We start from the raw sequence: 13,220 nt of genomic DNA, 5'->3' as shown, positions 1-13,220 counted from the left end.
CTAGAGCCTGTTGAACATTCATAATTTGAGCCAGATATAAGCACAAGCAAGAGCGACCGTATTTTCATAACTCTGCTTGAGCTTATCAAATCTGGTGGCAACCGCCCTATACTGTTTTAGCTTAGCGAAAGCATTTTCTACTAGATGCCTGGCTTTATACAAGTCCCAGTCCATATGGTCGTTAGAAGACTGAGTGTTTCGTTTTCGAGGGATGTTATTATGCGTCCCTGCTTGTTCAATATGGGCTCGTAGTGCATCAGAATCATAGCCTTTATCGGCACATAAAACCTCTGTATCGCTCAAATTAACCTTATCTATTAAATCAGGTGCGACTTTGACATCGTGGGTTGTGCCATCTGATAAAAGAAAGATAATCGGATTGCCATGAGCATCAACTGCTAAGTGAATCTTGGTCGCGCGGCCTGCCACACTTTTGCTAATGGATTGTAGGTTCTCGTTGCCTCCATTGCTGTGCTGATGCGCTTTAATATGAGTGCCATCGATAAAGACCCACTCAAGGTCTGCGTCTTTGATCAGTAACGTAAATAATGCAATCAGCTTATTACTGCGAAACCAGCGCTGGTAAGCTTTATAGATGGTATTAGGCTTGCCAAAATACTCGGGTAAGTCGCGCCAAGGACAGCCAACACGCATGCGATAAAGCACGCCTTCAACCGTTTGTCTAAGATTTCCTTTGTCATAGATATTAAGTTCTAGTAATATAGGTTTCAGTCTTGTCCAGTGTTCATCTTTGAGCATGGTGCGAGGCATAGCGAACGATATCTTTTTTGTGTGAGAACTTAAAGATTAACCGTTCGCTATTTTTTTTGCCATTAATTTATACCCAATGTTCAACACGCCCTAAATCTTTTAACCCTTAATATCAAAATGTCGACTAGAACAACAAATTCATATTTCTTCCAATTTACTTCACTTTTAAAATGAAGTTTTTTTTTATTCCTACTGCTTGTTTTTGCTCATTAAATACACAAAAATATCAACATGAGACTAAAAGCATGCAATTCATTACCGAAATAAAATCGCTTTATATTGTAGTCTTTAGTGGATAGTTTAATTAATTATTAATAATGGCAAAGGTGAGGAATAAAAATGCTTAAACTCAAAAAAGTCATACATTTTCTGTTTTCTCATGATAAACCTACAGGTTCGGAAATAGAAAATTCTATTTCTGAAGCAGACACCTATTATCTGGAAGCTGTGCAGCTTGAAAAGCTTTGCCATATTTTAAAGCAACGCCAAGCCGAACATTTTCAAATTACGCAGTTAGAGCAGCAAGAAAGTTATCAACGAAATGCTTTCTGGAACTACTTAAGTGCAGCAACACGTGGACACACCGAAGCGCAATACCGATTAGGTAAACACTTTCTTAAAGGTAGTCTAGGTTTAGATCAGAATTATTTTCATGCTGAAGAATGGCTGAATAAGGCTAAACAGCAAGGTCATTTAAAAGCTGCGCGGTTGTTATCGAATACTTATAGCCAAATGAGTGTCCAATATTAAATAAAAAAACCAGCCCAAAGGCTGGTTTTTTTACGCGCTTTGATTAAGCACCAATTTTGCGGTATTTCTGACGCTTCGCTGCTAGATCATCACCATATTTCTTACGGCGATATTCTTCAAACTCGGTATAGTTACCGGTGAAGAACTCTGGAGTCTCATCTTCAAATGACAAGATGTGAGTCGCAATACGATCTAGGAACCAACGGTCATGCGATACCACCATCACACAGCCCGGGAAGACCAGAATTGCATCTTCTAACGCACGTAAAGTTTCTACGTCCAAGTCGTTTGATGGTTCATCGAGCAGGATTACGTTCGCACCTTGTTGCAGGATTTTCGCAAGTTGTAAACGGTTACGCTCACCACCTGACAATTCACCTACGCGTTTTTGCTGATCTTGGCCTTTAAAGTTAAAGCGTCCAATATAAGCACGAGATGCAATTTCATAATCACCCACTTTCAGGATGTCCAGACCGCCAGACACTTCTTCCCAAACGGTTTTATTGTCATCCAGGGTGTCACGAATCTGACCCACATAAGCAACTTTTACAGAATCACCTAAAGTCACTGTACCAGTATCCGGTTGCTGTTCGCCCGTCATCATACGGAACAGTGTAGTTTTACCTGCACCGTTTGGACCTACGATACCGACAATCGCTGTTGGTGGTACTGTGAAAGACAGGTCTTTATACAGCAGTTTGTCACCAAAGGATTTGCTGATCCCTTCAACTTCAACCACCTTGTTGCCCAGACGTGGACCAGGTGGAATGTAGATTTCAGAAGTTTCGTTACGTTGCTGGAATTCACGAGAGTTAAGCTCTTCGAAACGTTCCATACGTGCTTTGTTTTTCTTCTGCTGGCCTTTCGCATTTGAACGAACCCATTCAAGTTCTTTTTTCAATGCTTTAGCAAAAGATTCTTCCTGTTTATTCTCTTGTTCTAAACGCGCATTTTTCTGTTCCAGCCAAGAAGAATAGTTACCTTGGTAAGGAATACCATGTCCGCGGTCAAGCTCCAGAATCCACTCGGCCACGTTATCCAGGAAGTAACGGTCGTGCGTAATCGCCACGATGGTGCCCGGAAAGTCTTTCAGGAAGCGTTCCAGCCAAGATACAGATTCTGCATCCAAGTGGTTGGTCGGTTCGTCGAGAAGCAGCATGTCTGGTTTAGACAGCAGTAAACGACATAATGCAACACGACGGCGTTCACCACCTGAAAGCATGGTTACATCTGCATCCCATGCTGGCAGGTTCAATGCTGCTGCAGCCTGTTCCAACTGGTTATTCAGGTTATGCGCATCCCAAGTCTGGATAATCGCTTCCAGTTTTTCCTGTTCTTTCGCCAAAGCATCGAAGTCTGCATCCGGATCTGCATAGTCTGCAAATACCTGATCAAGGCGTTCTAATGCATCAAGTGCTTCACGTACGCCGTCTTCAACGTTGCCACGAACGTCTTTGGTTGGATCAAGTGGTGGTTCTTGCTCGAGGTAACCGATTTTGATACCCGGTTGCGCACGTGCTTCACCAGAGAAATCTTTATCTACGCCCGCCATAATACGAAGCAAAGTAGATTTACCTGCACCGTTCAGACCAAGCACACCAATTTTTGCGCCTGGGAAAAATGATAAGGAGATATCCTTGAGAATTTCGCGCTTTGGCGGAACCATCTTGGACACTCGGTTCATCGTATAAATATATTGGGCCACGTAGGACTCCTCAATTGAAAAACCAAATGGGGAAGAAACAAACTTCCCCTGCTCAATCATGAGCGAAAAAATAATCGGCTATTATACGCAGAAAGTCTTCAAAACATAAGCCATTCACGTGAAGTTAATGCCTTGTTACAAGTTTAATCCTGTTTATTTTTCAAACAGTATTTCTGACACCTAAACTTGCATTATTTTGCTGATGCTATATCGTTAATTAAGATATTTATTTGAATAAATATGCACTTTTCTTCATATTTCAAGTGCTAATATTTGAGCAGTTTCAATACAGCAGAAAACACAAGAAGACCAACGATCATGACTTATAAAGCAGAAACTTTAGCGATTCACGCAGGCTATAGCCCGGAACCTACTACTAAAGCTGTTGCGGTTCCCATTTATCAAACTACCTCATATGCTTTTGACAATACTCAGCACGGTGCAGACCTGTTTGATTTAAAAGTTCAGGGCAATATTTATACCCGTATCATGAACCCAACCACGGCAGTGCTGGAACAACGTATTGCAGCTATGGAAGGCGGGATTGGTGCGCTGGCATTGGCTTCGGGTATGGCTGCGATTACCTATGCGATTCAGACCATTGGTGAAGCGGGTGACAATATTGCTTCAGTGTCTACTTTATATGGCGGCACCTATAACCTGTTTGCGCATACGCTGCCTAAACAAGGGATTGAAATTCGCTTCTTTGATTATCAAAACCCAGAGGCATTACGTGGCCTAATTGATGACAAAACCAAACTGGTTTTTGTGGAATCGATCGGTAATCCACTAGGTAATATCATTGATCTGGAAGCGATTTCCAAGATTGCCCATGAATATGGCATACCAGTCATCGTTGATAATACAGTTGCCACCCCAGTCCTACAGAAATCTTTTGATTTCGGTGCCGACATCGTGGTGCATTCACTGACCAAATATATTGGTGGTCACGGGAATTCGATTGGCGGCATTATCGTGGATAGTGGCAAGTTCCCATGGGGGCAACATGCCGAGCGTTTCCCTGCTTTGAATACACCGGATCCGAGTTATCATGGTGTGAATTATGTCGAAGCTTTAGGTGAAGCGGCGTATATAGCGCGTGCTCGTGTCGTACCTCTGCGTAATACCGGGGCAGCGATCAGCCCACAAAATGTATTTTTAATTCTGCAAGGCTTGGAAACTTTGAGCCTGCGTATGGAACGTCATACTGAAAATGCGCTGAAGGTTGCAGAATATTTACAACAACATCCGAAAGTAAAATGGGTCAATTATGCTGGCCTGAAAGATCACCCGCAGCATGCTTTGGCACAAAAATATGTGAAAGGTAAACCGTCTGCCATTCTGACTTTTGGTGTAGAAGGTGGTCGTGAAGGCGGTGCCCGTTTTATTGATGCCCTGCAACTGTTCACCCGTCTGGTCAATATTGGGGATGCCAAGAGTCTCGCCTGTCATCCTGCAACCACCACCCACCGCCAGCTCAATCCTGAAGAGCTTAAATCAGCAGGTGTGAGTGAAGATATGGTTCGTTTATCAATCGGGATTGAACATATTGATGACCTGATTGCGGATCTGGAACAATCTCTCACAGCAGTTTAAGCGCCATTTTAAAGCAGAAAACTCCAGCAAAAATGCTGGAGTTTTTTTATTTATTTTTTGAATACAATCACTTGCTTTGTGATTTATTTTTATGATAAAAATCAATTGAAACGGCGAACACAAATAGAGCAATTACTCTAATTTTTTATTTTATTTTCAATAGTTTAATGTATAGATTTTCTTAAATAATTAGTTATCATCTTCGCTCTTATCTCTGTTAGAGCCATCTTTGATTTTTTAATAAAAATAATTTGAACGCAGTCTTCAAATTAGGGATAACAAACGTGAAAACTAGACTACAGAAACAATTGGAAAAACGTATTGCAGGTAAAACTGTTCTCATTACAGGCGCATCCAGTGGTATAGGTTTAACGACGGCACATCAGCTGGCAGATGCTGGCGCACATGTTTTACTGGTCGCGCGTACCAAAGACACCCTAGAACAAGTAAAAAAAGAAATTGAATCCAAAGGCGGTAAAGCTTCGGTATTTCCATGTGATCTCAACAATATGGAATCCATTGATGAAGTGTCCAAACAGATTATTGCTTCAGTCGACCATATCGATATCCTGATTAACAATGCGGGCCGCTCGATTCGCCGTGCGGTGCATGAATCAGTAGATCGTTTTCATGATTTTGAACGTACCATGCAGCTAAATTATTTTGGTGCAGTGCGCCTGGTGATGAATATCCTGCCGCAAATGATGATTCGCCGTGCAGGTCATATCATCAATATCAGCTCGATTGGTGTATTGGCGAACGCCACCCGCTTCTCGGCTTATGTCGCATCTAAAGCGGCACTGGATGCTTTCAGCCGCTGTCTGTCTGCAGAAGTCCATTCACATAAAATTGCAATCACTTCAATTTATATGCCTTTGGTTCGTACACCAATGATCGCACCGACCAAGATCTATAAATATGTGCCTACCCTGTCTCCGGAACAGGCAGCTGAACTGGTTGCTTATGCGATTGTGAAACGTCCGAAGAAAGTCGCAACCAATTTGGGACGTCTGGCTTCGATTACCTATGCGATTGCACCAGACATCAACAATGTCCTGATGTCGATCGGTTATAACCTGTTCCCAAGCTCTTCAGCATCAGTGGGTCAGCCACAAAAACTGAACTGGGTACAAAAGGCCTATGCGCGAATCTTCCCGGGTGAGCACTGGTAATTTCGTCAAGAATATTCTGGCCGCCTAAGGGCGGCTATTTTATTTCTGCACTTTAGAGATTCAATCCCTCAGGTTTATAATCAGAATGCGCCTAACGACACATCTTGTCTTTTCAGGCACAGATTTTTGCCGCAAATGCGACGAGATCACGTACACTATGGACGGATATTTCCTATCCATCTTTTTATATTCTGATTCAATTAATGGAAACCCTTATGAACAACGTGCAATGGCTCGATGAAGTAAAATTTAACGAACAAGGTCTGATCCCTGCCATTGCTCAGCACCATCAAACTGGTCGTGTATTGATGGTCGCCTGGATGAACCGTGAAGCGCTGGATTTAACTGCTGAAAAAAATCAGGCAGTGTATTTCTCCCGTTCGCGCAATAAGCTATGGCATAAGGGCGAAGAATCTGGTCATTTCCAGACTGTGCATGAAATCCGTCTGGACTGTGATGCTGACGTGATTATTTTACAGATTGAACAGCATGGTGGTATTGCCTGCCATACTGGTCGTGAATCATGTTTCTACCGCAAACTGACACCGAATGGCTGGGAAATTGTGGATGCACAAATCAAAGATCCTGCTGCGATTTACGGTGAAAAATCAACAAATCCACATACCCTTGCCATGAATGCCTCAACCGCTCAGTCTGAACAAGTTGAAGTATTGTCATACTTGGGCGAGATGATGATAGAGCGTAAGAAAGCTGATCCGGAATCCTCTTATGTGGCTAAGCTGTACCATAAAGGCCTCAACAAGATTCTGGAAAAAGTCGGTGAAGAAAGCTTTGAGACCGTGATCGCGGCTAAAGATTTCAAAACTGAAGCCTCTGAAGACAACAAGAATGACCTGATCTATGAAGTGGCTGATTTATGGTTCCATACCATTGTGATGCTCGGTTACTTCGACCTGGATCCGCAACTGGTCCTGAATGAACTGGCACGCCGTCAGGGTCTATCCGGTCTGGTTGAAAAAGCCAATCGCCAACATTAAATCGTGAATGAATCTACCTGTGTCTGATCTGCAAAAACCCAAAGCGACCTATGAGCAGGCCACTGCCATTGATAACGCACGTCTGGGAAAATCTTTTAAAGTCATTGCCTATGCGGGCACAGGTAAAACCACCACCCTGCAAATGATCAGTGATGCCATGCCGGAACGGCGCGGCATGTATCTGGCGTTTAATAAATCGATTGCCTCAGAAGCACAAAACAAGTTTCATCGTGGTGTGGACTGCCGAACATTTCACTCTCTGGCTTTTCGCAGTGTTCCACGTGGAGTCACGGATAAGCTACGCCTACCACGTTTAAGTCCAAGCTTTATTGCCAAGGAATATCGCCTTGAACCGATGACCTTGCGCCGGATGATGGGCGGACGCTATGAAAAGTATGTACTGATGCCTTCGCGTCTGGCTAGTCTGGTCGCGAATGCAGTTGGCTATTTCTGCTCGACCAGTTCGCAATATCCTGCCCCGCGGCATATTCAGGCACCGAGCTGGCTACATCCAGATGATATTGAAGCACTGCAAAAGAAACTTTATCCAGCAGTTGAACGGCGTTGGCTAGAGTCAATTGATCCCAATCATCAGGCCGGGATTGGGCATGATATTTACCTGAAACTTTGGGCATTGTCTGAGCCCAATATTCCTGCCGACTATGTGCTGTTTGATGAAGCACAGGATGCCGACCCACTGATGCTGGGAATTTTGCTGAAACAGCGTAGCACTCAGGTCATCTATGTCGGCGATGCGCATCAGCAGATTTATGCCTGGCGTGGCGCAGTGAATGCCATGCAGCAGCTGCCGCTACCCGAATCTCGTCTGACCACTTCATTCCGTTTCGGGCCTGAAATTGCGTTAAATGCCAATGCGATTTTGGGAGCATTGAATGAAACCGTGCCCTTACTCGGTAATCCGCACTTAAACTCCAAAGTCGTCAATAAACCGCACACTAAATTACGCGATGCGATTCTATGCCGGACCAATGCGCGTGCTATGGAACTATTACTTGCCGGTTTAGTACGTGGCGATAAAGTCAGCCTGCAAGCGGATCATGTCAAACTGAACCGTTTTGTTGATGCCGCTGCGATGCTGAAACAGGGCAAGCGTGTAGTTGATGTGCCTGAACTGGCCTGGTTTAACTCATGGCATGATGTACACGAATACTGTGAGACCAATGAAGGCAGTGATATCAAGCCTTTAGTCAAACTGGTCGATGAACATGGTACTGATCCCCTGAAAACTGCCCTCGCCAAAATCACGCCAATCGGGCAAGCGGACTACATTATCTCTACCGCGCATAAGGCCAAAGGTTTGGAATGGGATCGTGTGCATATTGAAGATGATTACCAGTTCAAGCTGAACGAGAAAGACCATAAAATTAGTGACGAAGAGTTACGTCTGCTGTACGTGGCTTGTACTCGTGCTAAAGTAAGCTTAAATATTCATCACATTTATGACCTCATTCAACAACTGAAAATCAGGATGCCACAGTCACTGCGCCAAGCCGTCGGCTAAGGTAAAACATAGATGTAAAAATCACGCTACAGGTGATCCATGCACATCGAAAAAATACAACTCAAACATGCTCTGCACTTTTCTAATATCCAGCTCGATTTTGATCTGCAAAAATCACCTGTGACTTTAATTCTGGGTGATCAGGGTTCAGGTAAAACCACCTTGCTGCGCTTGAGTTATCAGGCTTTAACCTGGTTTTCTGCCCGTTTTCGCGACTTGCGTACTGCAGGTTTAAGCATGCTGGATCAGGATATCCTGCAAAACCGCCTGCAATCCAAAATTGATATCCAGGTGCGTTTTCCTGATGATTTGGGATCATTACCTGAATCAGCACAGGGGGAAGTAGCCCCTGCCCAATCCTGTTCCTGGCAGTTATACAAAACTTTAAATAGTCAGGGCATTGGCTTTGCCAAAGCGGAAACCCAGCAACTCGATGCCATGGTGAATCTCTATCAAAAGGCAAGGCAACATGACCCTTTGCTCGGTCTGCCTATGGTCGCCTATTATCCGGCTGAACGCTTCGTCAATGAAATCAATTTACTCAGCAAAAATAATCAAGCCATTTTTCAGACTGCGCATGCCTATGAAATTACTGCCATTCCTTTTACGACTTTTGCACGTTTCTTTGAATGGTTTCGTGAAGTCAGTGATATTGAAAATGCACAAAGTGCCAAGATCATTGACCAGATTCTAGATCAGGCGTTACAGCAATCGGACGATATTCAAACAGATCAGCTGGCCCAGCAAATTGAAAAAGCCAAAGCGCATATGCATACGCCAAGCCTGACTGCTTTGCGTGAAGCTTTATCCATTGTGCTGCCGGAACTTCGCCAGATTTATCTCGATTACCAGCCCAAGCTGCAATTAATGGTGCGTTATCAGGATCACACTTTTAGCTTTCAGCAGTTGTCGAGCAGTATCCGGAACTGGATTGCACTAGTGGGAGATATTGTACGACGCCTTTGTCTGCTTAATCCACACAGCTTATTTCCTTGTCAGGAGGGTACTGGCATTTTGCTGATTGATGAAATTGACCATCAACTGGATCAGGACATGGCTGCCGTCATTTTACCGCGTCTGCATCAAGCGTTTCCTAACTTGCAGATTATTGTGACTGGAAACCGGCCGGAATTGCTGGAACAGGCTCAGGATTTTCAGTGTCTAAAACTGGAAAATAAACAGCTGCATCACATCCATCTGAATCCAATGCAGGTTCAGTATGATCACTTCTATGCAGAGTTGCTTGAGATTAGCCAAAATCATAATGATATAGAAAAAGTTGAAGATGCACTTCAAGAACCAGAAACAGCCAACCTGACGGCTCAGTCTGTTCTGCAACTGATTCAGGAACAGCTAAGCGCAGAACAGCAACAGGAGCTTTTACAGCTCTTGAGTCAGGATAATTCACAAAGCTTGCCTCAATCTTCTTAAATAGTCCTGAAACGATAATGCAATTTAAAAAATAAAATCAGGATGCAAGAATAGGTTTGGATTTTCTGCATTCCTGATCAAGAAGTTATAAATTTTTATCAATAAATGCAGGGAGTTTGATCTTTATTTTCGGTCAAATTTGTACGAGATGTTCAAGCATGCACCCCATATCAAAACCAAGCTTACATATAATCTACAAGTTCTACATAAAAACATTGATGTTGTGGTTATCCTGTAATATGATCGGTTTTACTTGCAATTTTCGTTGTAAAATCGGAATTTGCTATCGTTTATAAGTTGCGCAATACAACTGTTTTATTCTGTTTGAATATCATTCTGGCTTTCAAGATCGAGAAGTTTTGGGTCGCTCTTTGCGGTCCTGTAATCCTTGAAAGATAAAGATTCACCCTAGGTTGACCTTAACCTATATCACGACAATGGATACGAGTGTGCTGCCAATTATTATATTGTTACCGTTAGTATTAGGCACAACCCTTGTCTCGTGGCTGAAGCAATTTTCACGCGGGGTAACGGCTTTAGGAGCAATTGCCGTCAGTCTCAGCAGTTTCTTATTACTGTTGAGTCAGGCGCCTGCTGTATTTAATGGAACGGTAATTACCCAGACTTGGTCCTGGCTACCCCAGCTTGGAATCGATTTCAGTTTCCGGCTGGATGCTTTGGGCATGCTGTTTGCTCTGCTGATTAGTGGAATTGGCACCCTGATTTATATCTATGCCTATTACTATCTCAGCCCTAAAAACTCTCTAAGTAAACTGTATTTCCTGCTGATGCTGTTTATGGCAGCGATGCTCGGCATTTCATTGTCTAATAATCTTCTGATTCTCCTGATCTTTTGGGAACTCACCAGTATTTCTTCTTTCCTGCTGGTGGGTTACTGGAGCAATTACGAAGCGGCTCAACGCGGCTCTCGTATGGCTCTGACCATTACCGGGATGGGCGGCTTATCTATGCTGGGTGGTTTTATTCTGCTTGGACAGATTACGGGTACCTATCAGATTGACCAGATCCTGATGATGGGCGAACAGATTCAGGCGCATGCTCTATTTGTACCGACATTATTATTAATTCTACTCGGTGCTTTTACCAAAAGTGCGCAGTTCCCATTTCACTTCTGGTTACCAAATGCCATGGCAGCACCGACGCCGGTGTCTGCCTATCTGCACTCTGCCACTATGGTCAAAGCGGGCCTGTTTTTAGTTGCGCGTTTATTGCCAATTTTTGCAGGCGCGGCGCTGTTCCATAATATTGTTACTTTTATCGGGTTATTTACCCTATGTGTGGCAGCATTCTTTGCCATCTTTAAAGAAGATCTGAAAGGTCTGTTGGCCTATTCAACTATTAGCCATTTAGGCCTGATCATGTGTCTGCTGGGTATTGGCTCACCACTCGCCGTCGCAGCAGCAATTTTCCATATCATTAACCATGCAACCTTTAAAGCTGCTTTGTTCATGATTGCCGGGATCATTGACCATGAATCCGGTACCCGGGATCTGCGAAAATTGTCCGGTCTTTGGCAAATGCTGCCTTTTACCGCAACGCTGACCATGATCACTGCCGCCTCCATGGCTGGTATTCCATTAACTAATGGTTTCTTGTCCAAAGAGATGTTCTTTACCGAACTGGTCGCAAACTTAAGTGGCCCAGTCATGATCGGTGCAGCTATTGCAGGAACACTGGCCGGGATTTTCGCTGTCACCTATTCGATTCGTCTGGTACATGGCGTGTTTTTTGATGGTCCATTAGGCCAGCAAGTCCCAAATAAAGATGTGCATGAGCCACCATTTGGTATGCGTGCACCGGCTATTTTACTGGCTTTCCTGTGTATCGCAGTCGGCCTGTTACCAGGATTACTGGTCGAAAAGATTGTAAATAGCACCACACAAGCGTCAACCCAGAATTTCGCCTTTGAAGGCACTCATCTCGCCCTTTGGCACGGTATTAATCTACCTTTGGTGATGAGTATTATTGCGATATTCGGCGGTGCGATTTTCTATTTTGCACTGGCCAAAGGCGGCGCAATTCGGGAAATTGATCTGGATCCAAAACTCGGCAAACTTCAAGGTCGTGTACTATTTGATCTGTTCCTGAAAAATCTGTTACTGAATTCAAGACGTTTCCGCCGTGCGACTGAAAATGGCAAACTGCAAAGTTATATTTTATGGATTGTACTGTTTACCATTGGTCTGGTGGGCTACCCTCTTGTAGTCAATGGGATTGATACCGGTAGCCGGGAACTGACCCATGCACCGGTTCTGGCCATCGTTCTATGGTTATTGCTGTTCTCTGCCTGCTGGATGATGCTTTGGTTCCATCATGAACGGATTAAGGCCATCCTGATCAGTGGTGCGGTCGGTCTGGTCGTCACCATGGTTTTCATTGGTTTCTCGGCACCCGACTTGGCTTTAACCCAGATTACAGTCGATGTAGTAACGACGGTTCTGCTACTGATGAGCCTGTCTCTACTGCCACAACTGACGCCTTATGAATCCAGCCCGACCCGACGCTGGCGAGATGCAGTGATTGCAGTCTGCGGAGGTCTAGGAATTGCAACAGTTGCCTGGCTGGTTATGACGCGTGACCATAATTCAATTTCCTGGTTCTTCATCCAACAATCGATTCCGCTTGGTGGCGGTACAAACGTCGTCAATGTAATTCTGGTCGATTTTCGTGGTTTCGATACCTTCGGCGAGATTACCGTACTTGGAATTGCCGCAATCGGGGTGCTGAGCCTGATGGACGGTATGCGTGCTCATGGCACCACCATTACTCAAGGCCTGACTTACCGTTTTAACCCCTCCCCTTTGATGCTGCGTATTACCGCATCATGGATTTTACCGGTAGCCCTAGTGGTTAGTCTGTATATCTTTATGCGCGGCCATAATCTTCCGGGTGGCGGTTTTATTGCCGGTCTGATCACCTCATTGGCCTTGATCATTCAATACGTTGCCATTGGTCAGGATCATGCAGAAAAAATGCTGGGAGCTAAATCTGGACGTCTCTATGAGATCTGGATTGGTATCGGCCTGACTATTGCAGGCCTAACTGGCATCGCAGCCTGGTTCTGGTCACGTCCTTTCCTGACCAGTGCTCATATTCATGTCCATCCACCATTACTTGGCGATATGCATCTCGCTTCTGCTGCCCTATTCGATGTCGGTGTCTATGTCACCGTAGTCGGGGCGACCATGCTGATGATTTCCGTTCTGGGTGACTCCCGTCACTCAAGTATGACTGGCCCAGTACCAAGAGGATAA

At 44.3% G+C, this 13,220-nt stretch carries 9 protein-coding genes; 7 read left to right on the top strand and 2 right to left on the bottom strand.

Annotated features, from left to right (window positions below):
• Positions 1–18: 18 nt before the first annotated feature.
• A complete protein-coding gene (locus B3J29_RS03180) occupies positions 19–771 on the bottom strand; it encodes an IS5 family transposase (protein WP_004782589.1) in 753 nt (250 codons plus the stop codon).
• Positions 772–1,110: 339 nt separating this feature from the next.
• Between B3J29_RS03180 and B3J29_RS03175 the strand changes: the two genes are divergently transcribed.
• Positions 1,111–1,521, top strand: a complete 411-nt coding sequence (locus tag B3J29_RS03175) for an SEL1-like repeat protein (protein ID WP_175966269.1) — start codon at positions 1,111–1,113, stop codon at positions 1,519–1,521.
• Between the two features lie 43 nt (positions 1,522–1,564).
• On the opposite strand, the gene ettA is transcribed toward B3J29_RS03175, so the two are convergent.
• Positions 1,565–3,226 carry an energy-dependent translational throttle protein EttA gene (gene ettA / locus B3J29_RS03170; protein ID WP_005233568.1) on the bottom strand — a complete coding sequence of 554 codons (1,662 nt, stop codon included), beginning with the start codon at positions 3,224–3,226 and terminating at the stop codon, positions 1,565–1,567.
• Between the two features lie 318 nt (positions 3,227–3,544).
• Between ettA and B3J29_RS03165 the strand changes: the two genes are divergently transcribed.
• The 6 genes from B3J29_RS03165 (at position 3,545) to B3J29_RS03140 (ending at position 13,220) form a co-directional block, all read left to right on the top strand.
• Positions 3,545–4,822 carry an O-acetylhomoserine aminocarboxypropyltransferase/cysteine synthase family protein gene (locus B3J29_RS03165; RefSeq protein WP_175966271.1) on the top strand — a complete coding sequence of 426 codons (1,278 nt, stop codon included), beginning with the start codon at positions 3,545–3,547 and terminating at the stop codon, positions 4,820–4,822.
• Positions 4,823–5,106: 284 nt separating this feature from the next.
• Complete coding sequence (locus B3J29_RS03160) at positions 5,107–5,994, top strand: SDR family NAD(P)-dependent oxidoreductase (RefSeq protein ID WP_004787173.1); 888 nt, start codon at positions 5,107–5,109, stop codon at positions 5,992–5,994.
• A gap of 215 nt (positions 5,995–6,209) precedes the next feature.
• Positions 6,210–6,992 (top strand): bifunctional phosphoribosyl-AMP cyclohydrolase/phosphoribosyl-ATP diphosphatase HisIE, encoded by a 783-nt coding sequence (gene hisIE / locus B3J29_RS03155; RefSeq protein ID WP_004787175.1) that lies wholly within the window; start codon positions 6,210–6,212, stop codon positions 6,990–6,992.
• A 19-nt stretch (positions 6,993–7,011) separates the two neighbouring features.
• Complete coding sequence (locus tag B3J29_RS03150; protein WP_034590271.1) at positions 7,012–8,514, top strand: AAA family ATPase; 1,503 nt, start codon at positions 7,012–7,014, stop codon at positions 8,512–8,514.
• A gap of 39 nt (positions 8,515–8,553) precedes the next feature.
• Positions 8,554–9,945 carry an AAA family ATPase gene (locus B3J29_RS03145; protein WP_175966273.1) on the top strand — a complete coding sequence of 464 codons (1,392 nt, stop codon included), beginning with the start codon at positions 8,554–8,556 and terminating at the stop codon, positions 9,943–9,945.
• 437 nt (positions 9,946–10,382) lie between these two features.
• Positions 10,383–13,220 carry a monovalent cation/H+ antiporter subunit A gene (locus tag B3J29_RS03140; RefSeq protein ID WP_175966274.1) on the top strand — a complete coding sequence of 946 codons (2,838 nt, stop codon included), beginning with the start codon at positions 10,383–10,385 and terminating at the stop codon, positions 13,218–13,220.

The sequence above is a fragment of the Acinetobacter sp. UBA5984 genome (assembly GCF_002429925.1).
GTDB classification, from domain to species: domain Bacteria; phylum Pseudomonadota; class Gammaproteobacteria; order Pseudomonadales; family Moraxellaceae; genus Acinetobacter; species Acinetobacter variabilis.
Note: the sequence above shows the minus strand (reverse complement) of the source record. Positions and strands in the feature narration are given on the sequence as shown.

Bases quoted from the DNA above. Each gene is read 5' to 3' on its own strand.
- hisIE (WP_004787175.1), top strand. From the start codon at position 6,210: ATGAACAACGTGCAATGGCTCGATGAAGTAAAATTTAACGAACAAGGT.
- B3J29_RS03175 (WP_175966269.1), top strand. From the start codon at position 1,111: ATGCTTAAACTCAAAAAAGTCATACATTTTCTGTTTTCTCATGATAAA.
- B3J29_RS03140 (WP_175966274.1), top strand. From the start codon at position 10,383: ATGGATACGAGTGTGCTGCCAATTATTATATTGTTACCGTTAGTATTA.
- B3J29_RS03180 (WP_004782589.1), bottom strand. From the start codon at position 771: ATGCCTCGCACCATGCTCAAAGATGAACACTGGACAAGACTGAAACCT.
- B3J29_RS03165 (WP_175966271.1), top strand. From the start codon at position 3,545: ATGACTTATAAAGCAGAAACTTTAGCGATTCACGCAGGCTATAGCCCG.
- B3J29_RS03145 (WP_175966273.1), top strand. From the start codon at position 8,554: ATGCACATCGAAAAAATACAACTCAAACATGCTCTGCACTTTTCTAAT.